This window comes from Nocardia sp. CA-151230 (assembly GCF_050942175.1).
Classification (GTDB): Bacteria; Actinomycetota; Actinomycetes; order Mycobacteriales; family Mycobacteriaceae; genus Nocardia.
Window position 1 is genome coordinate 214,289 of record NZ_CP192061.1, and the last position, 26,806, is coordinate 241,094.

The 26,806-nt window shown below is 66.7% G+C and carries 25 protein-coding genes, 2 tRNA genes and 1 other RNA gene; 14 read left to right on the top strand and 14 right to left on the bottom strand.

Features of this window, described 5'->3' with window-relative positions:
- Nucleotides 1-92 precede the first annotated feature (92 nt).
- Nucleotides 93-695: a putative glycolipid-binding domain-containing protein gene (locus ACQP1O_RS00915; RefSeq protein ID WP_433564050.1), complete on the top strand. Its 603-nt coding sequence runs from the start codon at nucleotides 93-95 to the stop codon at nucleotides 693-695.
- A 17-nt stretch (nucleotides 696-712) separates the two neighbouring features.
- Here ACQP1O_RS00915 and ACQP1O_RS00920 read toward each other — a convergent pair whose 3' ends face one another.
- Entirely contained in the window at nucleotides 713-1,663 is a 951-nt protein-coding gene (locus ACQP1O_RS00920) for a prephenate dehydrogenase (RefSeq protein ID WP_433564051.1), read from the bottom strand.
- A 58-nt stretch (nucleotides 1,664-1,721) separates the two neighbouring features.
- Here ACQP1O_RS00920 and ACQP1O_RS00925 point away from each other — a divergent pair, with 58 nt between their 5' ends.
- From ACQP1O_RS00925 to ACQP1O_RS00935, 3 genes are all read left to right on the top strand, one after another.
- On the top strand, nucleotides 1,722-2,261 hold the full coding sequence (locus tag ACQP1O_RS00925; RefSeq protein WP_357001154.1) for a tRNA adenosine deaminase-associated protein: 540 nt from the start codon (nucleotides 1,722-1,724) through the stop codon (nucleotides 2,259-2,261).
- Between the two features lie 26 nt (nucleotides 2,262-2,287).
- Entirely contained in the window at nucleotides 2,288-2,725 is a 438-nt protein-coding gene (locus ACQP1O_RS00930; RefSeq protein WP_433568013.1) for a nucleoside deaminase, read from the top strand.
- Nucleotides 2,726-2,780: 55 nt separating this feature from the next.
- Nucleotides 2,781-2,868: transfer RNA gene (locus ACQP1O_RS00935), tRNA-Ser, on the top strand.
- Between the two features lie 541 nt (nucleotides 2,869-3,409).
- On the opposite strand, the gene ACQP1O_RS00940 is transcribed toward ACQP1O_RS00935, so the two are convergent.
- Nucleotides 3,410-3,622 carry a hypothetical protein gene (locus tag ACQP1O_RS00940; RefSeq protein ID WP_433564052.1) on the bottom strand — a complete coding sequence of 71 codons (213 nt, stop codon included), beginning with the start codon at nucleotides 3,620-3,622 and terminating at the stop codon, nucleotides 3,410-3,412.
- Nucleotides 3,623-4,289: 667 nt separating this feature from the next.
- Nucleotides 4,290-4,856, bottom strand: coding sequence for a TetR/AcrR family transcriptional regulator (locus ACQP1O_RS00945; protein ID WP_433564053.1), 567 nt, complete (start codon nucleotides 4,854-4,856; stop codon nucleotides 4,290-4,292).
- Between the two features lie 83 nt (nucleotides 4,857-4,939).
- Between ACQP1O_RS00945 and ACQP1O_RS00950 the strand changes: the two genes are divergently transcribed.
- On the top strand, nucleotides 4,940-6,049 hold the full coding sequence (locus tag ACQP1O_RS00950) for an FAD-dependent monooxygenase (RefSeq protein ID WP_433564054.1): 1,110 nt from the start codon (nucleotides 4,940-4,942) through the stop codon (nucleotides 6,047-6,049).
- 74 nt (nucleotides 6,050-6,123) lie between these two features.
- Here ACQP1O_RS00950 and ACQP1O_RS00955 read toward each other — a convergent pair whose 3' ends face one another.
- Entirely contained in the window at nucleotides 6,124-8,451 is a 2,328-nt protein-coding gene (locus tag ACQP1O_RS00955) for an MMPL family transporter (RefSeq protein WP_433564055.1), read from the bottom strand.
- Between the two features lie 221 nt (nucleotides 8,452-8,672).
- Between ACQP1O_RS00955 and ACQP1O_RS00960 the strand changes: the two genes are divergently transcribed.
- The 5 genes from ACQP1O_RS00960 (at nucleotide 8,673) to tgt (ending at nucleotide 15,263) form a co-directional block, all read left to right on the top strand.
- The gene (locus ACQP1O_RS00960; RefSeq protein WP_433564056.1) at nucleotides 8,673-9,260 is read left to right on the top strand and encodes a TetR/AcrR family transcriptional regulator; all 588 of its coding nucleotides are present in this window, start codon (nucleotides 8,673-8,675) and stop codon (nucleotides 9,258-9,260) included.
- Between the two features lie 37 nt (nucleotides 9,261-9,297).
- A complete protein-coding gene (locus ACQP1O_RS00965) occupies nucleotides 9,298-9,858 on the top strand; it encodes an RrF2 family transcriptional regulator (protein WP_433564057.1) in 561 nt (186 codons plus the stop codon).
- Nucleotides 9,859-10,099: 241 nt separating this feature from the next.
- Nucleotides 10,100-11,833, top strand: a complete 1,734-nt coding sequence (locus ACQP1O_RS00970; RefSeq protein ID WP_433564058.1) for an ABC transporter ATP-binding protein — start codon at nucleotides 10,100-10,102, stop codon at nucleotides 11,831-11,833.
- A 70-nt stretch (nucleotides 11,834-11,903) separates the two neighbouring features.
- On the top strand, nucleotides 11,904-13,871 hold the full coding sequence (locus ACQP1O_RS00975; RefSeq protein ID WP_433564059.1) for an ABC transporter ATP-binding protein: 1,968 nt from the start codon (nucleotides 11,904-11,906) through the stop codon (nucleotides 13,869-13,871).
- A gap of 141 nt (nucleotides 13,872-14,012) precedes the next feature.
- A complete protein-coding gene (gene tgt / locus ACQP1O_RS00980) occupies nucleotides 14,013-15,263 on the top strand; it encodes a tRNA guanosine(34) transglycosylase Tgt (protein ID WP_433564060.1) in 1,251 nt (416 codons plus the stop codon).
- A gap of 54 nt (nucleotides 15,264-15,317) precedes the next feature.
- Here the strand turns inward: tgt and ACQP1O_RS00985 are convergent, their stop codons facing one another.
- Nucleotides 15,318-16,088: a queuosine precursor transporter gene (locus tag ACQP1O_RS00985; protein WP_433564061.1), complete on the bottom strand. Its 771-nt coding sequence runs from the start codon at nucleotides 16,086-16,088 to the stop codon at nucleotides 15,318-15,320.
- A gap of 63 nt (nucleotides 16,089-16,151) precedes the next feature.
- Between ACQP1O_RS00985 and ACQP1O_RS00990 the strand changes: the two genes are divergently transcribed.
- Nucleotides 16,152-16,697 (top strand): DUF4190 domain-containing protein, encoded by a 546-nt coding sequence (locus tag ACQP1O_RS00990; protein WP_433564062.1) that lies wholly within the window; start codon nucleotides 16,152-16,154, stop codon nucleotides 16,695-16,697.
- A gap of 102 nt (nucleotides 16,698-16,799) precedes the next feature.
- On the opposite strand, the gene ACQP1O_RS00995 is transcribed toward ACQP1O_RS00990, so the two are convergent.
- The 3 genes from ACQP1O_RS00995 to ACQP1O_RS01005 all read right to left on the bottom strand — a co-directional run bounded on the left by ACQP1O_RS00995 (nucleotide 16,800) and on the right by ACQP1O_RS01005 (nucleotide 19,227).
- Nucleotides 16,800-17,600 (bottom strand): RDD family protein, encoded by an 801-nt coding sequence (locus ACQP1O_RS00995; protein WP_433564063.1) that lies wholly within the window; start codon nucleotides 17,598-17,600, stop codon nucleotides 16,800-16,802.
- A gap of 50 nt (nucleotides 17,601-17,650) precedes the next feature.
- Nucleotides 17,651-18,556: a tRNA glutamyl-Q(34) synthetase GluQRS gene (gene gluQRS, locus ACQP1O_RS01000; RefSeq protein WP_433568014.1), complete on the bottom strand. Its 906-nt coding sequence runs from the start codon at nucleotides 18,554-18,556 to the stop codon at nucleotides 17,651-17,653.
- Between the two features lie 173 nt (nucleotides 18,557-18,729).
- Nucleotides 18,730-19,227, bottom strand: a complete 498-nt coding sequence (locus ACQP1O_RS01005; protein WP_433564064.1) for a DUF309 domain-containing protein — start codon at nucleotides 19,225-19,227, stop codon at nucleotides 18,730-18,732.
- 394 nt (nucleotides 19,228-19,621) lie between these two features.
- Here ACQP1O_RS01005 and ACQP1O_RS01010 point away from each other — a divergent pair, with 394 nt between their 5' ends.
- Nucleotides 19,622-19,831 carry a DUF397 domain-containing protein gene (locus ACQP1O_RS01010; RefSeq protein WP_433564065.1) on the top strand — a complete coding sequence of 70 codons (210 nt, stop codon included), beginning with the start codon at nucleotides 19,622-19,624 and terminating at the stop codon, nucleotides 19,829-19,831.
- Nucleotides 19,832-20,064: 233 nt separating this feature from the next.
- Here the strand turns inward: ACQP1O_RS01010 and qcrB are convergent, their stop codons facing one another.
- The gene (gene qcrB / locus ACQP1O_RS01015; protein ID WP_433564066.1) at nucleotides 20,065-21,684 is read right to left on the bottom strand and encodes a cytochrome bc1 complex cytochrome b subunit; all 1,620 of its coding nucleotides are present in this window, start codon (nucleotides 21,682-21,684) and stop codon (nucleotides 20,065-20,067) included.
- Nucleotides 21,685-21,781: 97 nt separating this feature from the next.
- Between qcrB and ACQP1O_RS01020 the strand changes: the two genes are divergently transcribed.
- Complete coding sequence (locus ACQP1O_RS01020) at nucleotides 21,782-23,191, top strand: wax ester/triacylglycerol synthase domain-containing protein (protein WP_433564067.1); 1,410 nt, start codon at nucleotides 21,782-21,784, stop codon at nucleotides 23,189-23,191.
- Nucleotides 23,192-23,353: 162 nt separating this feature from the next.
- Here the strand turns inward: ACQP1O_RS01020 and ACQP1O_RS01025 are convergent, their stop codons facing one another.
- The 5 genes from ACQP1O_RS01025 to ACQP1O_RS01045 all read right to left on the bottom strand — a co-directional run bounded on the left by ACQP1O_RS01025 (nucleotide 23,354) and on the right by ACQP1O_RS01045 (nucleotide 26,516).
- Nucleotides 23,354-23,779 (bottom strand): hypothetical protein, encoded by a 426-nt coding sequence (locus ACQP1O_RS01025; protein WP_433564068.1) that lies wholly within the window; start codon nucleotides 23,777-23,779, stop codon nucleotides 23,354-23,356.
- A gap of 58 nt (nucleotides 23,780-23,837) precedes the next feature.
- Complete coding sequence (locus ACQP1O_RS01030; protein WP_433564069.1) at nucleotides 23,838-24,611, bottom strand: DUF2637 domain-containing protein; 774 nt, start codon at nucleotides 24,609-24,611, stop codon at nucleotides 23,838-23,840.
- A gap of 196 nt (nucleotides 24,612-24,807) precedes the next feature.
- Nucleotides 24,808-25,056, bottom strand: a complete 249-nt coding sequence (locus ACQP1O_RS01035; RefSeq protein WP_433564070.1) for a hypothetical protein — start codon at nucleotides 25,054-25,056, stop codon at nucleotides 24,808-24,810.
- A gap of 150 nt (nucleotides 25,057-25,206) precedes the next feature.
- Nucleotides 25,207-25,292 (bottom strand) — tRNA-Ser (locus ACQP1O_RS01040).
- A gap of 54 nt (nucleotides 25,293-25,346) precedes the next feature.
- Entirely contained in the window at nucleotides 25,347-26,516 is a 1,170-nt protein-coding gene (locus ACQP1O_RS01045) for a hypothetical protein (RefSeq protein WP_433564071.1), read from the bottom strand.
- 57 nt (nucleotides 26,517-26,573) lie between these two features.
- Here ACQP1O_RS01045 and ffs point away from each other — a divergent pair.
- Nucleotides 26,574-26,668: signal recognition particle sRNA small type (ffs, locus tag ACQP1O_RS01050), an RNA gene on the top strand.
- Nucleotides 26,669-26,806: the final 138 nt, after the last annotated feature.

Genomic DNA, 26,806 nt, shown 5'->3' on the forward strand with positions numbered 1-26,806 from the left:
CACCATTGCATGTTGATCACGATGTGCCGCCGGGGGAGTGATACCGGCCGGGGAGCGCGGGTGCGCGGGCGCGGGGAACTACGGTTATAGGCGTGACGGATAACGGGAGTGAGGACGCCAACCCGGCTGCGCCGCGGTGGCCGGCCATTCTCACCTGGCGAGCGCACAACGCGTCGCGCATGGAGTCGGTGCGGGTAGTGCTGAGCGGCAACCGGATTCGCGCCGCCGGCCGGATCATCGCCGGCGACTGCGAGGACCACCCGGCCTTCAGCGCGTCCTACGACCTGGTCACCGACGAATCCGGGGTCACCAAGCGGCTGTCGCTGCGCAGCACCCTCGCTTCGGGCGAACGCCACGCCTCCATCGCCCGCGACGAGGAGAACTACTGGCTCATCGACGCCGGAAACACCCACGTGCGCTCCACCTTCGGCGGCGCGCTGGATGTGGACGTGGTGCTGAGCCCTTTCTTCAATACCCTGCCCATCCGCCGCTACGGGCTGGCCCATGCCAGTGAGGACGTGCAGGTTCCCGTCGTCTACGTGCGCCTGCCCGATCTCCTCGTGCAGGAAGCCAGCCTCATCTACAGCAGCGGTCCCGACGGCATCCACGTGCTCTCGCCCGTCTCCAGCGCGACCGTCACCGTCGACGAGGACGGCTTCCTGCTCGACTACCCGGGCCTGGCCGAACGGATCTAGCCCGGGGCCGGGCGCGCCTAGTCCAGGGCGGTCAGGACGCCGCCGGAGCGGCCCGCGTCGATGAGCTTGGTGAGCCAGTTGTGGTCGCCGGGGCGGACATCGGTGATGACCCAGCGCTCGTTGTCCTCGTAGTCGTTGCGGGCGTCGTGCCCGGCTTCGGTGAGTTCGGCGATGGTGCCGTTCGCGCGCAGGCTGTCCCGGGCCTGGGTGAGGACCTCGAGGGTGTCGTCGAGCACGTCCAGCAGCGCCGCGGCATTCGGTTCGCAGATGGCGCGGACCAGGTCGGGGGCGGTGGCGGCGACGCGGGTGCCGTCGCGGAAGGAGCCGGCCGCCAGTCCGAGGGCCAGCGGGCCACCGTTGGAGCCCTCGATGGCGAGGGCCTCGGCGAGGACGTGGGGCAGGTGCGAGATCCGGGCGACCGCGCGATCGTGTTCCACCGCCAGCACCGGGACCACCACCGCGCCGCAGTCCAGCGCGAGCTGGGCGACACGCCGGAAGGGGTCGGCGTGTACGCCCGGATCGACGCTCACCGCCCACGCCGCGTTCTTGAACAGTTCGGGAGAGGATGCGGCCCAACCGGATTCACTGGTCCCGGCCATGGGGTGGCCGCCGATGTAGCGGGCGCCCAGTTCGTGACGCTGCACGGCCGCCGCGACCGGCGCCTTCACGCTCACCACATCGGTCAGCACACAGTCGGGCGCGAAGGTCTTCACATCCGAGAGCACGGCGTCGATGGCCGGCATGGGCACGCCGATCACCACCAGCGCATCGCGGTCGGCCGCTCGCGTGAGCACCGCCTCCACATCGCTGATCACGTCGTATCCGTCCAAGCGGGCGGCCTTCGCGCCGACCTCGGACCGGTTGTAGCCGAACGCCTCGTACCCGGCGACGGCAGCGGCGCGCAGCACCGAACCGCCGATCAAACCGGTACCCAGGACGCAGACAGCTGGTTTCGGAGAGCCCGTCATGCGATCAGATTCGCATACGACTTCAACATTTCCCCCGAAGCGGACTACCGTTGCGGCCATGGCAGCACAGCGCTCGAGCACGAACAGGGCGGCGTCGGATGAGTTCGACGACGTGGAAGGGTTCGCAGTGGCGGTTGTCCGCGAGGAAGCCAACTGGAAAGTGACGCCCCTGAGCGACGCCTCACTGTCCAGTCTGTCCGCGGCCGAGCACGAGCTGCGGGCGTTGCGAAGTTCCGGCGCGGTGTTCGGCCTGCTCGATGTCGACGACGAATTCTTCATCATCCTGCGCCCGGGCCCCACCGGCAGCCGCATCCTGCTGTCCGATGCCACGGCCGCCATCGACTACGACATCGCGGCCGACGTGCTCGAGGAACTCAATATCGAGATTCCCGACATCGACCCGGACGAGATCGACGATGTCGAGCCCTGGGAGGAGGGCGACCTCGGCGTCCTCGCCGATCTCGGCCTGCCCGAGCCGGTGCTGTCGGTCATCCTCGCCGAGACCGACCTGTACCCGGACGAGCAGCTCGGCATGATCGCCCAGCGCCTCGGCTTCGCCAACGAATTCTCCGCGGTCCTGGACAAGCTGCCGCGTTGATCGGCTCGCTCGCCTCGGACGAGGCGATGATGCGTGCCGCCATCGCCGCGGCAGCTGCCGCCGACCCGCGCGATGTCCCCGTCGGCGCGGTCGTTTTCGATGCCCAGGGCCGGGAACTGGCGCGTGCCGCCAATGCCCGTGAGGCTCTGGGCGATCCGACCGCCCACGCCGAGATCCTGGCCCTGCGTGCCGCCGCCCGGGTGCTGGGCGACGGCTGGCGCCTCGAGAGCGCGACCCTGGTCGTCACCCTCGAACCGTGCACCATGTGCGCCGGCGCCCTGATCCTCTCCCGCATCGGCCGCCTGGTCTTCGGCGCCTGGGAACCCAAGACCGGTGCCGTCGGCTCCCTCTGGGACGTGGTCCGTGACCGACGTCTGAATCACCGCCCCCAGGTCCGCGCCGGCGTCCTCGAACCCGAATGCGCCGCTCTCCTCGCCGATTTCTTCGATTCCCACCGCCCCTAACCCCTCTCTCCAGGCGATTTCAGGATCCGGCGGGTGCTCAGGTAGAGTCACCAGCGGTGGCGTGTCCGAGCGGCCTAAGGAGCACGCCTCGAAAGCGTGTGAGGGGTAACCCCCCTCCGAGGGTTCAAATCCCTCCGCCACCGCTGAGGAGCCCCTCACCTGTTCGCGCGGGTGAGGGGCCTCTTTCTTTCTTCCCCGTGGAACGGGCGATCGAGCGGGCTGCCCACACTCGTCGGTGCCCACATCGCACTCGTAGCCGACCGACCCCTACTCGGAATCCAGTGCGGCGGAGATCGTGCGGTGTGATCGGCCCTCGGCCCGTTTCACCGCGTCGGTGAACCAACCGTCGACCGTCTTCGCCTCGGCGGGGACTTCGGTTCGTCGTCGGGATGCGGGGACACCAGCGGACCCGATGGCCGCCTTCGATGTGAGCGGCCAAGTCGGACAGAATGAATCGCGGAACTGGAACGCTTCGAATCCTCGGCTGCGAGATGGACGCGCCGCTCTTTCGCACCGGCATCGACATCCGGCCTCCCCCTCGGCAGCCTCGCGCTCCTGGGCAGGCGGCCGTATGTCCAGAATCCAGTCACGCACCGCATTCTGGGTGATGTCACCGATTCGTTCTGTGCCCCAACGGGGTTCGATGTGGGTCCGCCACGCGAAATCGAGTGTGCGGTAATTCGGCTACGGCCAGCACCAGTCCAGGGTCGCTGATCCGGGCGTCGGGATGTGGACGCAAATGGTCACCGAGATGAACGGCGCGTCCACATTCGACAGCACGGGCTGGTTCACATTCGACACCACGGGCCGGCTCGCGGATGCGGACGGTGCTGCGAGGGCAACGAGCGGGACGGCTACCGCGGCGACTACTGCCGAGCGGGCGATTCCTGCAAGCATCTGATGAACTCCTTTGGTTACGCGTGATGGCGGGTGGTTTCCAGGTGCCGTCGATGATGAGTTGCTTTCCTCAGCAAGAGGTTTGCCCGCAGCTGTCTCCTGTCTGCTTCAATCAGCAAACCCAGAGCAAGAACTGTCTCGAGCAGCCACGTTAACACCGACAAATCGGATAGCTGAGAATTGTCTGTAGCCTGGTCGGTGCCAACACTCGCCAGTGGTCCCACCGCTGGGGAGCCTCTCGCCCGTTCCGGCAGGTCAGGGGCTCCTTCTCTGTCCTCCATGCGCCCCGCCCTCTATTCGAACGACAAGGTTTGAGGGGCGCCGCCCAGGATTCCTTGCGGCGCGCGACTTTCCGAGTCAGCGGGTGGTCGGGAGGATTCGATGTTCCACCCGCACAACCAGTCTGGCGTGCCGGTCAACTACCCATCTCCGGCGCCTGCGACTCAACCCGAGAGCGGCGGGACGGGACTCCTTGCCGCCGTGTGTGCTGTATGGCACTACCCGGCTCGCCGCGGCGACCGTTGCCAATGGTGTTGCGTCGGTGGCGGTTCGCGCCGATGACGATCGGCACGCGCGGCAGCGTGCCGAAGATGCTCGGATTCCGATCCGGATCAGGGGGATCCGGCAAGCAGCCCCGCACCGGGAAATCGGTGCGGGGCTTTCTTTTTCAGGGGCGGAGGCCGTCGAGGAGGAGGTCCAGGACTCGGTTGATGGCGGTGGGGTAGGGCTCGGTGGGGGTGGCGTAGATCTGGAGGGTCATCAGGCGGGCGATGTCTTCGGGGGTGACGTCGGGGCGGAGAGCGCCTTCGGTGTGGGCTCGGGTGGTCAGGTCTGCGATGCGGTCCGTGATGGTGGTGCGGACTTCGGTGAGGGCGGGGTCGGACCTGATGTCGGCGTGGAGGGTGGGTTCGACGGCGGCGGCCAGGGCGCCCAGGCGGAGTTCGGCGCATTCGCGGAGGATGCGGGTGAGGGCTTGCCAGGCGGTGGGCGATTCGCGGTCGGCGGTGGCGGCCAGGTCGGACAGGGCCGACAGGTAGGAGTGGGCGGCGGCGGTGATGAGGGCGCCGCGGTCGGGGAAGCGGCGGTAGAGGGTGCCCACGCCCACGCCGGCGGCGTCGGCGATGTCCTTCATGGAGACATTGACGCCCTGCACCCGGAAGACCTCCTGGGCCGCGGCCAGGATCTGGTCGCGATTGCTGCGGGCATCGGCTCTGAGTTCGGCCGTTGTCCTCACCTCCGATGTGGACGAAATTCTTCCGGTTAGCGTACCTTGTGGCAAGTGGACGAAAATCGTCCACTTGAAGCGAGGTGATGACGATGAGCAAGACAGTGCTGATCTCCGGGGCGGGCATCGCGGGATCGACCCTGGCGTACTGGCTGGGGCGCAACGGTTTCGACGTGACCGTGGTGGAGCGGGCGGAGATGCCCAGGTCCAGCGGGAATCCCGTTGACGTGAAGGGACCGGCCGTCGACGTGGTCGAGGGCATGGGGGTGATGCCCCGGCTGCGGGCGGCCGCCTCGCAGGTCGAGCGGATGAGCTTCGTCGATGCGACGGGACGGGAACGATCAGGGTTGCGGCTCAGCGCTTTTCAGGGTGGTGCGGGTGACCGAGAGGTCGAGGTTGCTCGCGCCGATCTGGCCGCCATCCTGCTCGGCGCGGCCCGCGAACAGGCCGAGATCCGCTGGGCCGATTCGATTTCCGAGATCGCGCAGGACGCGGACGGCGTGGATGTCGTCTTCGGGAACGGTGATCGTGGACGCTACGACTACCTGATCGGCGCCGACGGCCTGCACTCGAATGTCCGCGGGCTCGTCTTCGGTCCGGAAGCCGAGTTCCTTCGCCACCTGGGCATGTACGCGGCGACCCTGCCGGTGGGCCGGGCCTTCGGGAACGAGCGTGAGGTGATCATGTTCAACCGCCCGGGACAGGCCATCAGCGTGCATCCGTCCAAGGGAAAAGCAGTGGCGGCCTTCATGTTCCGCCATGACGCCGTCCCGGGCCTGGGGCACCGCGATCTCGACGGGCACAAGCGGCTGATCGCGGAGGCATTCTCCGGGCCGATCGGCATCTTCGGCGACCTGCTCGACCAGGTGGATGCCGCCGACGATCTTTACTTCGACTCGGTGAGCCAGGTCCGGCTGCCGCGCTGGTCCGAGGGCCGCGTCGCCCTGCTCGGCGACGCCGGATCGTGCCTGTCCCTCTTCGGCGACGGCTCCACCCTCGCCATCGCGGGCGCCCACACCCTCGCCGAGGAACTGATCCGTACCCCTGATCACCCGCACACCGCGTTCGCCGCCTACGAGCGGCGCCACCGGAAGCTGGTCGAGCCCAAGCAGCGCGGCATGCGCGTCGCGTCCACGCTCATGGTGCCCGCCACCTCCGCGGGCATCGTGGTCCGCAATGCCGTCACCCGCTTCCTGCGATGAGACAACGAGTGGCACAAAAAACTCGGCCCCCACCCGGTGAATCGGGTGGGGGCCGAGCGGCTTTCGTGCGGGGGTCAGCCGACCGTCGCGGGCTGCTTGTCCTCGACGGGGGTGGCGGACTGCTTCAGCTCGGCGAGCTTGGCGCCTTCCACGTCGATGTCGGGGAGGATGCGGTCCAGCCACTTCGGGAGCCACCAGGCCCACTTGCCCAGCAGGGCGAGCAGGGACGGGATGAGGACCATGCGGACGATGAAGGCGTCGAAGAAGACACCCGCCGCCATGGCGAAGCCCATGGACTTGGCCACCACGTTGTCGTCGAGCATGAAGGCGCTGAACACCGAGATCATGATGATGGCGGCGGAGGTCACGACGCGGGCGCCGTGGTGGTAGCCGCTGATCATGGCGTCCTTGGCGGACTTGCCGTGCACGTACTCCTCACGCATGCGCGTGACCAGGAAGACCTGGTAGTCCATGGCGAGACCGAAGACCAGGCCGATCAGCATGATCGGCAGGAAGCTCACCAGCGGATGCCCCTCCACCAGGCCGAAGTGGCCCTCCTGGAAGATCAGCACGGTCGCGCCGAAGGTGGCCGCCATGGAGAGCAGGAAGCCCAAAGCGGCGGTCAGCGGCACCAGGATGGAGCGGAACACCAGGAGCAGCAGGATGAATGCCGCGCCGGCCACGATCGCCAGGTACGGAATGATCTTGTTCAGCAGCGCCTGCGAGACGTCCGCGTAGATGGCGGTGGTGCCGGTGATGCCGTACTCCATGCCGTACCGGTCATGGAACTCGGACTCGGCATTGCGGGCGTTCTCGACCAGGTCCTTGGTCTCCTGGTTGTTCGGCCCGGACTTGGGCACGCCCATGAACATGGCGGCCTGCTTGTCCGCGCTGGGCCGGGCCAGGGTCAGGTAGTCCATGCCCGGGTAGGAGGCCAGCTTGGAGCGCAGCGCGTCGAGGGCCTCGGTGTGCTGGTTCTCCGGCGTCTTGCTGAGGTCGACGGCCACCAGCAGGGTGCCGTTGGCGCCCTCGCCGAAGCCCGCGGTCTGCAGGTCGTACGCCTTGCGGACGGTGGTGTGCTCGGGCATGGAGTCGCCGCCGGGCAGACCCAGCTGCAGGTTCACCGCGGGCGCGGCCAGCAGGCCCAGCAGCACGACCGAAATACCCAGCGTCAGCGCGGGCGCCTTGCCGATGAGGCGGGCGAAGCGCATGCCGTTGGTGACCGAGTGCTCGTCCTCGGGATCGTGTTTGGCGACCAGCGGCAGCTTCGGCTTGAACAGGAAGCGGCCGAACGCGCCCATCAGCGCCGGCATCAGGGTGACGGCCACCAGTACCGCCATCGCGGCCGAGACCGCGCCGAAGATGCCCATGTAGGTGAGGAAGCTGACGCCCACGAAGCTCAGACCGGCCAGCGCGATGATGACGGTCAGACCCGCGAAGATGACGGCCGAACCCGCGGTGCCGACCGCGGTGCCCGCGGCCTCCTCCGGCGAATTCGATACGGCCAGTTCGTGTTTGTAGCGCGAGACGATGAACATGGCGTAGTCGATGGACAGCGCCAGGCCGATCATGGAGGCCAGGATCGGGGTGAAGGTCGGCACGGTCAGGAAGTGGGTGCCGAACATGATGATGGAGATGGCGGTGCCGACACCGACGAGCGCGGTGAGGATCGGCACGAAGGCCGCCACGATCGCGCCGAACGCGATCACCATGACCACGAGCGCCACCGCGATGCCGATCAGCTCGGAGGAGCCGTTCGAGCCGCCCGGATCCTGCGCGATCGAACCGCTGAGCTCGACCTGCAGCCCGGCCGCCCGCGCCTCGTCGCCCACCTGGTAGGCGGCGTCGCGGTCGGCCTGCTTGATGTCGGAGAACTTCGCGATAGTGAACTTGGCCTGGACCGTCGCCACCGAATCCGGGTTGGTCTTGTTCAGCACGTTCAGCGGCGCGCTGGAGCAGATCGCGGAGAAGTTCGGGTTGGAGCGGTCGCCGCCGAGGCAGTCGATGCCGGCCTGCTCGCCGATCTTCTTGGTGGTGTCGATGGGATTCATCAGCGGCGACGACTTGTCCACGATGGGCAGCTCACCGAGCTTGGTCAGGAACTGCGACAGCGCGGCCTGCGGCCCGGGATCGGTCAGCTTCTGACCCTCCGGCGCGGCGATCACATAGGTGGCGCTGACGGCATTGGGGTCGAACTCCTTGGATGCCCCCGGGAAATGCGCGTCGAGGATTTCCGTGGCCCGCTCCGAGGGCAGGTCCGGCATGGTGAAGGAGTCCTGGAACGGCTTGGCGAGGGCCCCGCCGAGTCCGCCGATGACCAGTAGCGCGGCGATCCACGCTGTGATGACTATCCATTTCCGGCGGAAGGCGAACTTTCCCCACCGATAGAGGTATACGGACACGAGGGGTTCTCCTGGGCGATGGTTTGTGCGGGCGAAAACAGGGTGCTGGTGTGCGAGCGCGTAGACAGCACTGCCGCCGGGAGCTCTGCGGGCTCCCCGCCTCCACGAAACTAAATCTGCCTACCGTGCGGTAGGTAGACTACCGAGCGAATAAGCGGAGGAACAACCTCGACTCTAGGTGGCGTTGATCGCACACCGAGCGCGGGTGAGAGGATGAGAACATGGGTGGCCAGATCGGTTCCGGAACAGTTGTCGCAGGTAGAAGCACCAAGGATGCGATCCGGGACGCCGCTCTTCAGTTGTTTTCGACCAAAGGGTTCGATCACAGCAGCCTGCGCGAGGTCGCCGATGCGGTGGGAATCACAAAAGCCTCCCTCTACTATCACTACGCCTCGAAGGTCGATCTTCTGGTAGCGATCATCGAGCCGATGTTCGATGAAGTGCGTGATCAGGTCGAGGGTCTCGATGACATTCCGCACACCCCGGAGAACGTGCGCGAGGTGATCCGCCGGCGCCTGCGGTCGACACTGGCCAACCGTCAGGTGGGCGCGCTCTGCATGCGGGACACCGTCGCGATCGTGAATGCCCTCGGCAACCGCTATCCCGACATGATCGAACTGCATCGCCGCATGTGCCGCTGGATGGCCGGGCCCGATGCCGACGATGACACCCTGCTGCGCGCCGCCGCGGCCATGCAGGTGCTCAGCACCGCGATGATGTCCCAGGAGATCGTGCCCGACGCCGATGCCGATCACGTCGAGACGACATTGTTGAATGCCGCACTCGGCGTGCTGAATCCGGCGCGATAGGGTTCTCCCTCACCACCGATCTGTTTCAGGAGTTCTCGTGCACATCACCGCGAAGGTCGATTACGCGGTGCGCACCCTTGTGGAAGTCGCGAAGGCGCAACCGGATTCGGTGAAGGCCGACGCCATTGTGGCCGCCCAGGACATTCCGCCCAAGGTGCTGGAATCGGTGGTGGCGGATCTGCGCAAGGGCGACCTGGTCGTCAGCCGCCGCGGTCCCGACGGCGGTTATCGCCTGGCCCGCCCGGCCGCCGAGATCAGCATCGCGGATGTGATTCGTGCGGTGGAGGGTCCGCTGGCCTCGGTGCGCGGGCAGCGGCCGGAGGATGTCGGCTACCCGGGTGCGGCCGAACCCCTGCAGCGGGTGTGGATCGGGCTGCGGGTGAACATCCGCTCGGTGCTGGAGCGGGTCACCGTCGCCGATATCGCCCACGATCTGCTGCCGTCCTTCCTGGACGAGCTGCTGCACGATCCGGATGCCTGGACCCGCCGTCCCCGCCCCGCGGGCGGACCGGTCGCGGCCGGGTCGGCGTCCAATGGAGGATCGCCCAGCGCGCCCGCGGCGGGCGGGTGGCGAGATCTGGATCAGCCCGACATCTAGCCGGTCCTGGCAGCGCTGACTGGGCGGTCCCGACAGCCACGCGTAGATGGATCACCCGCGTGTTCGCGGCCGTCCCGATTCTGGACTGACGGAGCGGGGGAGCGAAGCGGAGGAGCGGAGGAGGGAAGAATCGGGACCAGGGGCCGCGAACCCCGCCCCGGAGCGAAGCGGAGGGGCAGTTAGGCACAGGCCGCAAAACGTCGCGGCGAGCTCCGGAGGATGACGGTAGCCTGCCACCATCATGTTGATCCGACTTCTACGCACCTTCCTCTGGCCCTACCGCAAGCAGTTGGCGGGGGTCGTCGTGCTCCAGCTGATCTCGGTCATCGCCATGCTGTACCTGCCCACACTGAACGCCGACATCATCGACAACGGCGTCACCAAGGGCGATATCGGCTATATCTGGTCCACCGGCGGGTGGATGCTGCTGGTGACGGGCATCCAGATCGTCGCACAGGCCGTATCGGTGTACCTGGGCGCGCAAGCGGCCATGGGCGCGGGCCGCGATATGCGCGCGGCGCTGCTGCACCGGGTCGGCACCTTCTCCGCGCGGGAGGTCGGCGTGTTCGGCGCGCCGTCGCTGATCACCCGCAATACCAATGACGTCGGGCAGGTGCAGCTGCTCGTGCTGATGAGCGCCACCATCCTGGTGATGGCCCCGATCATGTGCATCGGCGGCATCTTCATGGCGCTGCGCGAGAGCTTGCAGCTGTCGTGGTTGCTGCTGATCGCGGTGCCGGCGCTGGGCCTGTCGATGGCCTTCATCATCAGCCGCATGGTGCCGGGCTTCCGGCGCATGCAGGAGCGTATCGATGCGGTGAACCGCGTACTGCGCGAACAGATCACGGGCATTCGCGTGGTGCGGGCCTTCGTGCGGGAGCGGCAGGAGACCTGGCGCTTCGGGGTCGCCAATACCGAGCTGACCGAGCAGTCGCTCTATGTCGGCAAGTACATGGCCCTCATGTTCCCGGCCGTCATGCTCATCTCGAACGTCACCACGGTCGGCGTCATCTGGTTCGGCGGCCACGCGATCGACAACGGGGAGATGCAGATCGGCTCGCTCACCGCGATGCTGGCCTACATCATGCAGATCCTGATGGCGGTCATGATGGCGTCCTTCCTGGCCATGATGGCCCCGCGCGCCGCCGTCTCGGCCGAGCGCATCGGCGGGGTGCTGGACACCGAGTCCTCGGTGTCGGAGCCGCGGCTGCCGCAGCCGTTCAAGGGTGATCCGGGCACGGTGGATCTGGCCTTCGCGGAGTTCAAGTTCCCGGGCGCCGAGAAGCCGGTGCTGCGGGACATCCGCTTCGAGACCCGGCCGGGCACCACCACCGCCATCGTCGGTGCGACCGGTGCGGGAAAGACCACGCTGATCAACCTGATTCCACGGCTGATCGACGTCACCGACGGTGCGGTCTACGTGGGCGGCACCGACGTCCGGCACCTGCTTCTGGAGACATTGCGCTCCGAGATCGGCCTGGTGCCGCAGAAGGCGTACCTGTTCTCCGGCACCGTGGCCTCCAATCTGCGCTACGGCAAGCCGGACGCCACCGATGCGGAGCTCTGGCACGCGCTCGAGATCGCGCAGGCCGCCGATTTCGTGCGCGAGATGCCGCGGGGCCTGGAAACGCCTGTGGCACAGGGTGGTACGACCGTCTCCGGTGGTCAGCGCCAGCGGCTGGCCATCGCCCGCGCGCTGGTGCGCAAGCCGCGCATCTACCTGTTCGACGATTGCTTCTCCGCCCTCGACGTCGCCACCGATATGCGGGTGCGCGAGGCGCTGCGGCCGGAGACCTCGGACGCGTCGGTCATCATTGTGGCGCAACGGATCTCGACGATCCGCGATGCCGATCAGATCGTGGTGCTGGAGGACGGCGCGATGGCCGGCATCGGCACCCACGAGGAATTGCTGCGCGACTGTCCCGAGTACCGCGAGATCGTGGAGTCGCAGTTCAGCGTCGAGGAGGTGCGGTGAGACACAGTCGCGAAGCGCTCATCGCGCCGACGGGGTGCGGGATCTCCCGCATGGCACAGCTGGAGGTGCGATGAGGCCCGGAGCCGTCAATCCCGGTGCGCCGGATGCCAAGGCGAAATCCTTCGGCCCGTCGCTGAAGCGCCTGCTGCGCATGCTCGCGCCCGACCGGTTCTATCTGGTCGCGGTCTTCCTGCTGGCCGTGGGCTCGGTGGTGCTCAACACCCTGGGCCCGCAGATCCTCGGCAAGGCCACCAACCTCATCTTCGACGGTGTGGTCGGCAAGCAGCTGCCCGCCGGGCAGAGCAAGGACCAGCTGGTCGAGGGGCTGCGCGCGAACGGAAACAACACCTTCGCGGACATGCTGGCCAGCATGAACGTGATTCCCGGTACGGGGATCGATTTCACCGCGGTCGGCCATGTGCTGGCCTGGGTGCTGGCGCTCTACATCGGCGCCTCGGTGTTCGGCTGGCTCGAAGCCCAACTGCTGATCATCGTGATCAACCGGACCGTGAAGCGATTGCGCGCGCAGATCGAGGAGAAGATCCACCGGCTGCCGCTGCGCTACTTCGACTCGATGCCGCGCGGCGATGTGCTCTCCCGCGTCACCAATGACGTCGACAATGTGGCGCAGACGCTGCAGCAGACCATGTCCCAGCTGATCATCAATGTGCTGTCGGTGATCGGCATCCTGATCATGATGTTCTGGATCTCGTGGCTGCTGGCCCTGATCGCGCTGCTGACGGTGCCGCTGGCGGTCATCGTGACGGCGCAGATCGCCAAGCGGTCCAAGCCGCACTTCGTGGACCAGTGGAAGCTCACCGGCGAGGTCAACGCCCAGGTCGAGGAGGCGTTCACCGGGCACGAGGTGGTCAGCGCCTTCGGCCGGGTGCGGGAGGTCGGCGAGAAGTTCGACGAGACCAACCACAAGCTCTACGACTCCTCGTTCAAGTCGCAGTTCATCTCCGGCCTGATCATGCCCGCCATCATGTTCCTCGGGAATCTGAACTACGTGCTGATCGCCGTGGTCGGTGGTCTGCGGGTGGCGTCGGGCAATCTGTCGCTGGGTGAGGTGCAGGCGTTCATCCAGTACTCGCGCGGGTTCACCCAGCCGCTCACCCAGATCGGCTCGATGATGAACCTGCTGCAGTCGGGTGTGGCCTCGGCGGAGCGGATCTTCGAGATCCTCGACGCCGAGGAGCAGTCGGCGGATCCGGATCCGGAGGATTCGCGGCCGGTGGATCGCGGCCGGGTGGCGTTCGAGGACGTGTCCTTCCGCTACGAGCCCGAGACGCCGATCATCGAGGATCTCTCGCTGGTGGCCGAGCCCGGGCACGTGGTGGCGATCGTCGGCCCGACCGGCGCGGGCAAGACCACCCTGGTCAATCTGCTCATGCGGTTCTACGAGGTGGATTCCGGCGCCATCAGCATCGACGGCGTCGACATCACCCGCATCACGCGCGACCATCTGCGGTCGCGCATGGGCATGGTGCTGCAGGACACCTGGCTGTTCGGCGGCACCATCCGGGAGAACATCGCCTACGGCAATCCCAGTGCCACCGAGGAGGAGATCCTCGAGGCCGCCCGGGCCGCCTACGTGGACCGGTTCGTGCACGCGCTGCCGCACGGGTACGACACCGTCATCGACGAGGAGGGCTCCGGCGTCAGCGCCGGTGAGAAGCAGCTCATCACCATTGCCCGCGCCTTCCTGGCCAAGCCGTCCATCCTGATCCTGGACGAGGCCACCAGCTCGGTCGACACCCGCACCGAGCTGCTGGTGCAGCACGCCATGGCGGCGCTGCGCCGGGATCGCACGAGTTTCGTGATCGCGCACCGGCTTTCGACGATCCGCGATGCCGACACCATCGTGGTGATGGAGAAGGGCAGGATCGTCGAGCAGGGGACGCACGAGACACTGCTGCGGTCCCGGGGCGCGTACTACCGGCTCTACAACGCGCAGTTCGCCGCCGCCCTCACCGATGGCGAGGGCAACAATGTGGACGATCCGGAACCCGATGCCGTGGTGCTCAGCAAGAGCTGACGCCTCGACCGTCGGCTGAGAACGACCCCTACTCCGGCCCGGCGCGCACCCAGCGGGCTCGACCCCCGACCTCTCCTCCGGCCTGGCCCGTACCGAACGGTGCGGGCCAGGCCACTTTTCACGGAGTGAGAAGATGGCCCGGTGTCTGCTGCCTCCGAGTTCTCGTTCAAGGTCGGTACCCGTCTGGAAGGACGGCACGGCCGGACGGGCGTGATCAGCACCCCACACGGGGACATCGCCACCCCTGCCTTCATCCCGGTCGGCACCAAGGCGACCGTCAAGGCGGTTCTGCCGGAGACCATGAAGGAGCTCGGCTCACAGGCGCTGCTCGCCAACGCCTACCACCTCTACCTGCAGCCCGGCCCCGACATCGTGGACGAGGCCGGCGGCGTGGCCGAGTTCATGAACTGGCACGGCCCGACCTTCACCGACTCCGGCGGCTTCCAGGTCATGTCGCTGGGTGTCGGCTTCAAGAAGGTGCTGGCCATGGAGTCGGTCGGCGTGCAGAACGACGATGTGATCGCCAAGGGCAAGGAGCGGCTGGCACACGTCGACGACGACGGCGTCACCTTCCGCTCGCACCTGGACGGCTCCAAGCACCGATTCACGCCCGAGGTGTCCATGGGTATCCAGCATCAGCTGGGGGCGGACGTCATGATGGCCTTCGACGAGCTCACCACGCTCATGAACACCCGTGGCTACCAGGAGGAATCGCTGGAGCGCACACGGCTGTGGGCCAAGCGCTGCCTCGACGAGCACGAGCGGCTCACCGCGGCCCGCTCGCACCGGCCGTACCAGGCGCTGTTCGGCGTCATCCAGGGCGCGCAGTACGAGGACCTGCGCCGTAAGGCATGTCGCGATCTGGAGGACCTGCGTGGCGCGGCCGGAACGGGATTCGACGGCTACGGCATCGGCGGCGCACTGGAGAAGCACAATCTGGGCACCATTGTCGGCTGGTGCTGTGACGAGCTGCCCGAGGGCAAGCCGCGGCACCTGCTCGGCATCAGCGAGCCCGAGGACATCTTCACCGCGGTGGAGAACGGCGCGGACACCTTCGACTGCGTGAATCCCTCACGCGTGGCCCGCAATGCGGCGCTGTACACCGACGAGGGCCGCTTCAATATCAATACGGCCCGGTTCAAGCGGGACTTCACGCCCATCGACGAGACCTGCGACTGCTACACCTGCGCCAACTACACCCGCGCCTACATCCATCACCTGTTCAAGGCAAAGGAGATGCTCGCGTCGACGCTGTGCACCATCCACAACGAGCGGTTCACGGTGCGGCTGGTGGATCGGGTGCGGGAGAGCATCGACGGCGGCTACTTCGACGACTACAAAACCGAGTTCCTCGGCCGCTGGCGCGGTCGCATCAAAGCCCCTGGGCTGTAAGGGAATTCGCTACGACCGCGCTGCGCGTTCCGGGCCGTGGCCCTTGGGCCCGCCTCACTCGTAGATGGCGGACCGTTCTCGCGGCCGGTACGAGGGCTCATGCTTCTTCAGGAAGGCGATGCAGCGGTAGCTGATCGGCAGCACCATCATCTCGACGAGGGTCTTCCAGATGAAACCCACCAGGGTGTAGTTGAAGTAGTCGCCCCAGGTGTGGATGCCGATGGCGGTGGCGGCGATGGAGCAGAACACGAAGGTGTCGCCGAATTCGCCCGCCACGGTGGAGCCCAGCAGCCGGGCCCACAGGTGCTTCTCCTTGGTGCGCTCCTTGATGAGCACCAGGGTGGCGGAGTTGAGGAACTGACCCACGAAGTAGCCCGCGATGCCGGCGAACGCCAGCTGCGGGGTGTGGCCGAGCACGTCCCCGAACGCCGAACCGTTCTGATCCAGGTCTCCGGTGGGCAGCTTGATGACGATCTGGAAGCAGGCGATCATCAGCAGCAGCGCGCCGAACCCGTAGTAGACGATGCGGCGGGTCGCGCGGAACCCGTAGACCTCGCTGAGGACGTCGCCGATGACGTAGGCGAGCGGGAAGAGGAAGAATGCGCCGTCCATGGTGAGCGGCAGCACGGTGATGGGGCCGAAGGACACATGGTGTCCGGTGAAGAATTGGACGCCTTTGGCGACACAGACGTTCGAGATCAGCAGGACAGCGGTGAAGGCCACCGCCACTGGCGTAAAGTATCCCCCCGCCGCGTCCGCGAATGCCGCGTGTTCGGGCGTGGGGTGCCCAGATCGGTCGGTGTCGACCTTTTCGATTTCACTCACGCCGAAAAGTATCCCTGCCTCGACCGATGGGTACGGACCGATGGGTTGCCCTAGGCTGAGCGAATGACGAATCCCGGCGATTCCGACGAGTGGTGGAAGCAGTACGGAGGTGAGGGCGTGACGCCCGAGACCCCGCCCGCAACGCCACAGCAGCCGGCCCCGCCCCCGGCCGGCTACACCTCCGCTCCGCAGTACCAGAATCCGCCGCTGACCCCGCCGCCGCAGCCGGTGTATCCGAATTATCCGCAACCGCAGGCGAATCCGACGCCGCCCTATCCGGCCGCCGGGCAGCAACCTCCGGCCTACGGGTATCCGGGCTATCAGCCCTACGGCTACGGTCCGCCGGTGCAGCAGACCAATCCGCTGGCCATCGCCTCGCTGGTGGTGTCGATCATCGGCGTGCCGACCATGTTCTTCTGCGCCTTCCTGCCGGTCGTCTCGATCGTCGGCCTGGTGCTCGGCATCGTGGCGCTGAACCAGCTCAAGAACACGCAGCAGCAGGGCCGCGGGCTGGCGCTGGGCGGCATCTGGGTGGGCGCCATCAGCATCGTGATCGGCCTCGCGCTGTTCCTGATCCTGATCATCGCGGGATCGACGGGGTCATCCTGACGGAGGGCTTTGCGCAGCGTTGAGAAAAGGCTGTGCGCAGCAATGAAAATGGGGACGCATCCGTCGGGATGCGTCCCCATTTCGCGCTCAGCGGAGCTGGGCTCAGCCCCTCAGCACCTGGGTGCCGCCCGCGAACTTGTCGTGCCAGCCCTGCTTGTTCGGGTCCTGCTCGATGGTGATCGCGATGTAGATCATCAGGCCGATGCTGACCAGGTTGCCGAGGCAGTAGACGACATCGGCCAGCACGAAGATGTTGCGCTTCAGCGAGGTCTGGATGTCCAGCGGCGCGCCACCCGGGCCGATGACCCGCAGTCCGAGCAGCTTCTTGCCGAGGGTCTGGCCACCGTTCTGGGTCTCCATCAGCACGAAATAGGCGGTGATGATCACAGCGGAGAGTGCCGCGCCCAGGATGCCCGCGCCGATTCCGCCACCCATGGCGCTCTGGAGGATCCCGACGACGATGCCGGTGGGGATACCGGCGATGAGGTAGTCGATGATGCGCGCGGCGAAGCGGATCCACAGGTCACCGGGCTGCGCGCCACCGAAACCGCCGGCGCCGAAACCGGGCTGGCCGCCGCCCGGGTAGGGCTGGTACGGCTGCTGGCCGTAGGGCTGCTGCTGGCCGTAGGCGTCGGACTGACCGAACGACTGCGGCTGCTGCCCGTACGGGTCGGGCTGCTGGCCGTAGGGCTGCTGGCCGTACGGCTGCTGGCCGTAAGGCTGCTGCGGCTGCTGGCCGTAGGGGTCGGGCTGCTGGCCGTACGGCTGCTGCGGCTGCTGGCCGTAGGGATCGGACTGCTGTCCGTAGGGCTGCTGACCGTACGGCTGCTGGGGCTGTTGCGGCTGCCCGTACGGCTGGCCACCCTGCGGATACTGGTTGGGGTCGTACCCACCGCTCGTCATTGTTTCGCCGTCCTCGTCGAATTCGTTCGGGATCTGGTCGAGTGCGTACGTTACGGATACGAACTGGGTTGCAACAACCCGTCGGGGTCGAGTGTCCACGGTTCGCGCGGCACGCTTTCCGGATCGAATTGTGCCAGCAAGGCGGACGGCGTAGTTGCGCCCGTGTAGCCCAATGACGCCGCGAGCAGCCCCAGCACGTGTTGCGGGGATTCGCCGAGGGCCAACCGATCGCGCAGGGTGACCGCGCCGTCGCGCTTCGCGAGCCGTTGCCCGGAAGTGTTGAGTACCAAGGGGACATGGGCGTATTCGGGCACGGGCAGCCCGAGCAGGGTCGCCAGATACGCCTGCCGTGGTGTGGAGGGCAGCAGGTCGTCGCCGCGCACCACCTGGTCGATGCCCTGCCCGGCGTCGTCGACCACGACCGCGAGGTTGTAGGCGGGGGTGCCGTCGCCGCGCCGCAGCACCAGATCGTCTACCGCGCCACGATATTCGCCGAGCAGGCGGTCGGTGACGGTGAATTCGCCGACCTCGGCGCGCAGCCGCAGCGCGGCGGGCCGGCCCGCGTCGCGCCGGTGCTGTTTCTCGTGCTCGCTGAGGTCGCGGCAGGTCCCCGGGTAGGCGCCCATCGGGCCGTGCGGGGCGGTCACCGCCTGCTGGATCTCCTTGCGGGTGCAGAAGCATTCATAGGTGTGGCCCGCGGCGGTCAGGCGCTCGATGGCGGCGTCGTAGAGCGGCAGCCGCTGTGACTGCCGCACCACCGGTGGATCCCAGTCCAGCCCGATGGCCGCCAGATCCTCCAGCTGTCGCTGTGCCGCACCCTTTTTCACCCGATCCAGGTCCTCCACCCGCATGAGGAATCCGCGGCCGGTGGAGCGGGCGAACAGCCAGGCCAGCAGTCCGGTGCGGAGGTTGCCCAGGTGCAGGTCGCCGGACGGACTGGGCGCGAAGCGGCCCACGCCGCGCGTGGTCGGACCGTGGCCGGGATGGGGATCCCGACCGCCGGTTGTTGCTGTGGCGGGGTCGGTGGGCACGGTTGTCGATGGTAGTTCGCATACTTTGCAGCGCCGCTGGTCCTTCGCACTCTTGCGGGCGCACACACCGGACGCGGTGTGACAGCAGGCTTGCGAATTCAGTGCGGGATTGTGAGCCGGGGCCGAAGATCGTTGTCGGAGATGGGTTTTCCCTGGTCGAGCGCGGTGAGCAGGGCGTGCGCGCGGGCCTCCAGGCCGGATGTGTCGATGTCGTAGGGCGCGGGTCCGTATGCGGCGAGACGCTGTGCCGCACGTTCGAGCAGGGTGCGCGCTCCCTTCGGATTCCCGCGCTGAATGTGGGTGAGTCCAACGGCAAATTGCGCGAGGCCCTGCCACAGCGATTTCTCGGCGAACGGACCGCTCTTCCAGGCGGCCTCGAGGACCTCGTGGGCGTTGAAGGCCAGGCCGTCGTCGAGCAGGCGCTGGGCATAGTCGAGGGTTTCGAGAGGCGGCAGGTCGAGATCATCGGGTATGCGGGCGACACCGGCGCTGCCGAATGGGAGGGGTCGCCCGAAACGGTCACGAGGTCGGGCATTCCGGGCGCGTCCGTTCTCGTCGCGGTCCCGTCCGGTGTCGTCCTGGGTCGGATTGGGCATGCTCTCCATGATTCCCCATGGCCGGTGCCGACGGTGCGCGCGGAGTTTGCCTGCGGGTGCGCGAATGGCTGGGTAACGGAATTCGGACTTCTGAAATTGAATAGCCTCAAATTAAAGCTAATTCCGTGCAAATAATTAGCTGGCTAACCTTGCTGCAAATTTGCTGGTTGAAAACGAAAGAATGCGATCTCCCTATGACGAACCCTGCTAGGGTTTAGCGCGGGAACGGCCATCGGGTATGCATTCCCATCGCGAAGTGCAGAGAACGGGTTGTACGGAGCGTTTGCGTGCGACCGGCTGCACACCTGGGATTCGTGATTCTGGATGGATCCCGAGGTCGCCAAGATCGATGCCAGCAAGATTCCAAGCTTGACGCAGAAAAGGAGCTAGTACCGTGAAGGTGGATTTCACCGGCGCCGTGTGGCGCAAGAGCAAACACAGCGGGCCCAACGGTAACTGCGTGGAGGTCGCTTTCCTCGGAGACGGAAATGTCGCGATCCGCGACAGCAAGGACCACGGTGGCGGGCCGATCCTGGCCTTCACCCCCGGCGAATGGGATGCCTTCGTGGCAGGCGTCTCCGATGGCGAGTTCAAGCGGGCCTGACCGCTGCACCACCGGGAAGAAATTGAAGCCCCCGAGTCCCGGAGACTCGGGGGCTTGTTTTTTGCTCCTCCGCTTCGCTTCGGGGCGGGTTCGCGGCCCTGAGGTCTCGATTCTTCCCTCCTCCGCTCCTCCAAGGCGCAGGTCTATGGAGCCGTTCGCTCCCCCGCTCCGAGGCGGAGGTCTATCGAGCCGCAGTCCAGAATCGAGACGGCCGCGAACCATCGGGTGCTGTTTCAGTGGGTGCGGTCCTGGGCGTCGCGCAGCACTGTCAGCTGCGCGTGCTCGGCCGCGTGATCGTTGGCGGCATTGAGTTCGCGCTCCTCGGGCGGATCGGGCCAGAAGAACGCCCCGGTGCCGGGGCGGCCGGCGATGCCGAGTTCGTTCATTTTCCGGGGTACGCGGGCGCCCTGGTATTGCAGGGGAATCGGATGGCCGTGCTCGTCCACCGGTCCCAGCGGCTGGTGCACCTCGATGTACTCACCGTGCGGAAGTCGCCGCACCACACCGGTTTCGATGCCGTGCTCGAGCACGCTGCGGTCGGCGCGCTGCAGGCCCACGCACAGCCGGTAGGCGGTGGTGTAGGCCAGCGGCGGGACGGTCAGCAGCGCGATGCGGAAGGCCCAGGTGGTGGCATTGAGCGAGATGTCGAACTTGAAGGCGATGATGTCGTTGACGCAGGCCAGGGTGAGGATCAGGTAGAAGCTCAGCGACATGGCCCCGATGGCGGTGCGCACCGGCACGTCGCGCGGTCGCTGCAGCAGGTTGTGCCGGGCCCGATCGCCGGTGAGCCGCTTCTCGATCCACGGGTAGGTGATGATCAGCGTGAAGATGAGCGGCATGAACAGTGCCACCGAGAACGCGCCCGGGACGGTGTGCCCGAAGGGATACGCCTCCCAGGCCGGGAACAGGCGCAGGAAGCCGTCGGTCCACATCATGTAGAAGTCGGGCTGGGTGCCGGCGGAGACCTGAGAGGGGTTGTAGGGCCCCAGGTTCCAGATCGGATTGATCTGCAGCAGCCCGCCCATGAGCGCCAGCACGCCGAGGGTGAAGGCGAAGTACGCGCCCTGGTCCAGGGAGAAGACCGGCACGATGCGGGTGCCGATGACGTTCTTCTCGGTGCGGCCCGGGCCCGGGTACTGGGTGTGCTTCTGGTACCAGACCAGCGCGATGTGAACCCCGATGAGCGCCAGCATGATTCCGGGCAGCAGCAGCACGTGCGCGATGTAGAGGCGCGGGATGATGATGCTGCCGGGGAAGTCTCCGCCGAACATCAGCCAGTGCAGCCAGGTGCCGATCACCGGGCTGCCCAGGGTGATTCCGGCGAAGGCGGCGCGCAGGCCGGTGCCGGAGAGCAGGTCGTCGGGCAGCGAGTAGCCGAAGAAGCCCTCGAACATGGCCATGATGAACAGCAGTGCGCCGATCACCCAATTGGCCTCGCGGGGCTTTCGGAAGGCACCGGTGAAGAAGACCCGGCACATGTGGATGATCATGGCCGCGGTGAACAGCAGTGCGGCCCAGTGGTGCACCTGCCGGACGAAGAGTCCGCCGCGGACGTCGAAGGAGATGTTCAGCGCGCTCTCGTAGGCGCGCGACATGGTGACCCCGCGCAGCGGCTGGTAGGCGCCGCTGTAGGTGACGTCCTGCATGGACGGGTCGAAATACAAGGTCAAATAGACGCCGGACAGCAGCAGGATGATGAAGCTGTACAGCGCTATTTCACCGAGCAGGAACGACCAGTGGGTCGGAAATACCTTGTTGATCGATCTTTTGAGGAAAGCGGCGCCTTTGTAGCGCTCGTCCATGCCATCGGCTTGTTGCGCAAGTCGACCGGCGAGCCTGTTGGTGGTTGCCATCGCGGTCACCCCGCCCCCGGGAGAATGGTAAGGCTTCTACTACAAACGGTAGCACCCAGAGCCGCTGCGTCGTATGGGGTTTCGCTATGGTCATCGGGTGAAATCCCTGGCTGCCCGGGACGCCACCATGTACTGGCTGTCCGCGCGTACGCGTAACGACCTGTTCCTGCTCTACTGCTTCGCCGACACCGGACGCGAGGCCGGCGAGCTGCGGGTGGCCGTCGCGAACCGAGTGGCCCGCACTCCGGATTTGCTGATACGCGTGCTGGATACTCCTGCAAACATTGCGTATCCGCTTTGGGCGACTTGTGAATTCACGAACGAGCAGTTCGTCGACCATCATCTCTCCGACGCCACGTGGGCGAATGCCACTGCCGCCATGGGTGATCTGCTCGGCGCGGACCTGAATGCGAACGACCGCCCCTGGCGGCTGCACGTGTTCCGAAATGTCCGGGACGTCCCGGGATTCGCTACCGGCGAGTCCGCCCTGGTAGTCGTGCTCCAGCTATCCCACGCCCTGGCCGACGGCCGCCGCGCCGCCGCGATCGCGCGAGCGTTGTTCTGCAGCAGTGAACTTCCGGCATCTGCCGCCGGGGTGCACTCGAGCCGACTGGTCGATCGGTTCCTCCCACGCAGCATTCGTGATGCCGTGACGAGCGTCTTCGCCGCTACTGTCGCGCTGCCCGGTATTCCGCTCGGCATGGCGCGCACCGTCGTTCGCGGTCTGGCCGCCGCCCGGGCCCAGCGCCGGCTGGCCGAGCTCACGGTCGCCGGGGAACTGCCGCCACCCGCACCCGATACCGAACCGACGGTGCTGAACGGCACCGGCGCACCCCCTGCCGCGCATATCGTGCGAATGCTGGTGTGCGACAAGAACCGGCTGCGGGTACCGGACCACTCGATAACGGTGGTGGCGCTCACCGCCATTTCCGTCGCGTTGGAGACCTATCTCTCGGAGCGTGGCGCCGCGGTCGCCGACCTGCGCGCCCAGGTCCCCATGGCGATCGCCACCGCGGCAGGCGGCCGCAACGGCTACCGCGACCTGTCGGTGGATCTGGCCGTCGCCGCACCCCTGCCGCGCACCCGCGCCGACCGCATCGCCGCCGACCTCGCCGCGCGCCGAACTCGCGCCGCACATCCGCTCCAGGACGCGCAGGATACGGTGACCGCCGTCCTCCCCGCCCCGCTGCTGCACCATGACGTGACGCATGCCCCGATAGATATGCTCCCCGAACGAGTTTCGGGTCATATCGTCGTCTCCAGCGTCGACCGGGGTCCCGCGGACCTCCGATTCGGCGGCGGCACAGCCCGATTCACGGCCGGCTTCCCGGCCCTCGGCACGGTCATGCATCTGACCCACGGCATCCACGGACTCGGCGACACGGTCACCGTCTCCATCCACGCGGACCCGGCTGTAATCCCCGACGTGGACCGTTACAGCGCCCTATTGGATTCGGCGATCGACGAGATCGCCTGCGCACTGCGGGAATCCGGCGCCACGGGCTGACCGGGCCAAGGGGGCTGGATGTGTCGCGGGGCTCGATATGCGGAAGGCTCCGGCCGGACCGAGTCCGGCCGGAGCCCCGCGGGCCCAGCAATGCTGCCTGTTTGCCCGAATCACCTCTGATGCTTTCGATCAAGCGAATGGATCGTCGAGTTCAACAGCGGGTCAGACCATACCGTTGACCAATGGATGCTCCGAGACGCCCTCGGGGACGCCCCATTGACTATGTGCGAGTGCTTCGAAAACGCAGATCAACAACAATTTTCGCGCGCGAAGCCCAGAATTGACTTCGGATTCGGCACTTGCTTCCTGGCTGCGCATAGCGACCACTGGGCTGCGCCGTGGTCCGGGCTCGGACAACATCCAGAACACTTCCGGCCCCATCAGTGTCGAGCGTCCGCCCGTCTCGCTGAACCACCGACCGGAGTATTCGATCATCAGATCGGTGAATGCTTCGACGTTGCCGACCGCGTCGGTGAACTGTGTCATCGCACCCGATCGATCCAGACTGTTCTGGATGATCGAAGCCAGTCGGCTCGCGATTTCCCGGAACTGATCTACTCCTTGGTCCTGCCACATGGTCATCGCCATTCTTCGCTCCAGAGAGGTTTCAGAGGTGACTGAGGGGCCGATCGAGCTGCATCCGCCATTACATTTGCGCGGCGGTCATCGAGACCTGGGGTCGTTCGACGGTGTCCGGCCCAGCTGACCTGTGCTGTCCGCCGATGCTTGCGGTCTGCCCTCGGGAGTGCCCGGGCCCGATGGATTCGAGCGGGTAGAGCCTGGGCTGATGCGCTGCAAAGGGTTCCGTGGAGCGCTCCGGATCCCGTGAGGCGAACGACTCGGCTTCGAGCTCGGTGGCCTCGACGTCGGCTTCGAGCTCGGTGGCCTCCAGGTCGGCCGCCGCCTCGGTGGCCTCGAGCTCGGCCGCCAGCTCGGCCGCGACCTGCTTGCCGCGTTGCCAGAGCATCAATGTGAGGTGCACCGCGAACAGCATTGTCAGCGGCATGCCGGCGTAGATGAACATGGCCACAACGCCGCCACCGATCTCGTGGGCGTACTGGATGTTCCCGGCGATCGAGAGCAGGGTCGAAAGAACGAACAACACGGTCGAGTACCACCAGCCCGCGCTCCATTGCCGGAACGAGGCGGTGGCGATGATCGAACCGACCACCAGGCCGTCGATGGCGATCGGCACATTCGAGGCAAGGTCGGGCGGTACCAGATTGCGTATCGAGAGTTGGTGCAGAGCGGCGAAAGACATTTGAAATGACTTGACTGCTACTACGCCTGCGACAATTAGCGAAGCATGTGCCAACCGGGGTCTGAACGAGCTCAGTCGTCCCATGACGCCCCCCGCCCTGTGCAGCGGGGCCGCGTGCACGTCGCCATCTGTGGATCTCGCCGATGTGATCTCCATCATGGCGGCGAGGGTACTGTGCGGCCGGTCCCGGAATTTGCACCTCACCAGTTTCAGATTCGGGGCTGTGCGGACGCGCGCAACGGAGCTCTCGTCCGTTAGCCACCTACTCACTCGAATCCCGTGGGCTGCAACACATCACGCATGACCGCACCGATCACGCGACGCAACCACTCAACCGATAGGTGTTTCATGCCAATTATCCGTTTTGGTCGGTCATCTCGTTGTGCCCTGGCGAGAACCCAACTGCAACTTGGCCAAAGCCCATCGCGTGATCTCCATCGGTGTGCCCTCGAGCGAACCGTGCCACCACCGACACCACGAAAGTCGTTGTGTCCGCGATGAACAGCGCTGAGGTGGGCGCGATCACGCTGATATGGGCACGATCAAGTAGGACACCGGCCAGTGCCGGGCCCCCGATCCGCGCGATCCGGCCGTTGCGATCCATGGGTCGCGACCAGCGCGTGCCGCTCGTCCCACCTTCACCGGATCGGGCACCGGAGCGCGGAGGGAAGGATCGAAGACCGCGGCTCATGACCACCGGGCCGGGATATGCGGAAGGCCCCGGCCGGACTGAGTCCGGCCGGGGCCTTCGAAGCGGAGGATAGGGGATTTGAACCCCTGAGGGCTGTTAACCCAACCCGCGTTCCAGGCGAGCGCCATAGGCCACTAGGCGAATCCTCCGCCGAGCAATATACCGGGTGCCCCCCTGGTGGAAGCAAATGCCGTGGTCGGCGGCTACTTCTTCTTCAGATTGTCGAGGGCTTTCCGGGCCTGGTCCTTGCAGACCTGGGCGATCTCGTCCTTGCTGACGTCCTGGCCCTTGGCCATGCGCAGGCGGATATTGACCTTGACGGAGGCGTTGTCGTCCTTGACCGCGACCGTGTAGTCGGTGGTGGTCCAGTAGGTCCAGTCGTCGACCTTGGCCGACCAGTAGCCCGCCTCGCCGATGCCGTTCACGTCGCCGGCGGTGCGGCCGCTGCCGGTGGTGCCGGTGTCGGACGTCTTCCAGGTGTCGTATTCGGGCCGGTTGTAGGCGCTCGACGAGCCGCTCAGGAAGGACACGTCGAGGGTGAGGTCGGCGGTGTTGGTGGTGTACTTGTCGGTCTTGCTGGCCTCTTCGTTGCCGGCGCGGCATTCGAAGCGCCCGCCCGAGTAGTCGGTGGGCTTGGTCTCGGAGTGCTCGGGGGTGCCCTTGGAAGTGGGCACCCACTTGCTGAGGACCGAGGTGTCGATCACGCTGCAGCCATTGGTGACGCCGTCCATCGTGTACTTGCCGGCGTTCTTCTTCTTGTCGTCGCCCAGCGGCGAGGGTCCGTCGCCGCCGGAGAGGGCGACCGCGCCGATGATGACGCCGACGATCACCACCAGGCCGATGACACCGCCCACGATCCAGCCGGTCTTGTTGCCACCCGAGCGGGGCGGCTGCGCCGGGTAGCCGTAGGCGGGCGCGATCGGCGGGGTCGGCGGCGGGGTGTACTGCTGCTGTGGGTAGCCGCCGGACATCGGTTGCTGCGCGTAACCCCCGGAGGCCGGCTGCTGCGGGTAGCCGCCCGACATAGCCTGCTGCGGGAATCCCCCCGACGCCGCCTGCTGCGGGAATCCCCCCGACGCCGCCTGCTGCGGGAATCCCCCCGACGCCGCCTGCTGCGGGTAGCCGCCGGAGGGCTGGCCGGTCGAAAGCGGCTGGGCGGGCGGCGTGTATGGCGGAATGCTGCCGGCGGTGTAGTTCAGCATGGTCGGGTCCGCGCCCTGGACCGGTTGGCCGGCGTCGGTTCCGGTGGGCGGAGTGGCCCACCACTGCGCGGTCTCCTGGGCTTTCGCCGGGTCGTGCGGCCCACCCGATCCTGGATCGGAACTCGTCATCTCGTCTTTCCCCTCCGGAATTTCGCGGGGGACCCCGCTCATCGCAGGCATCGTATCGACCCCCTGCCGCACGGGGCGCGGTGAGCCGCTACACTGGCCGACGGATCCAGCGCGGCGCGCATCCTGTGAACTCCCCCAGGGCCGGAAGGCAGCAAGGGTCAACGGGCTCTGCCGGGTGCGCTGGGTCCCCTTTCATTTTCGGGGCCCGATCGGGTGGCGGCGGAACTGTATATATCCCTGCCGAATCGGAGCGGCCGCCTAGTAACGTGGTCGGTTGGGTTCGCGGTGCGCGCAACCCTGGACAAACATCCCACGCCATTGGAAAGGCTGTC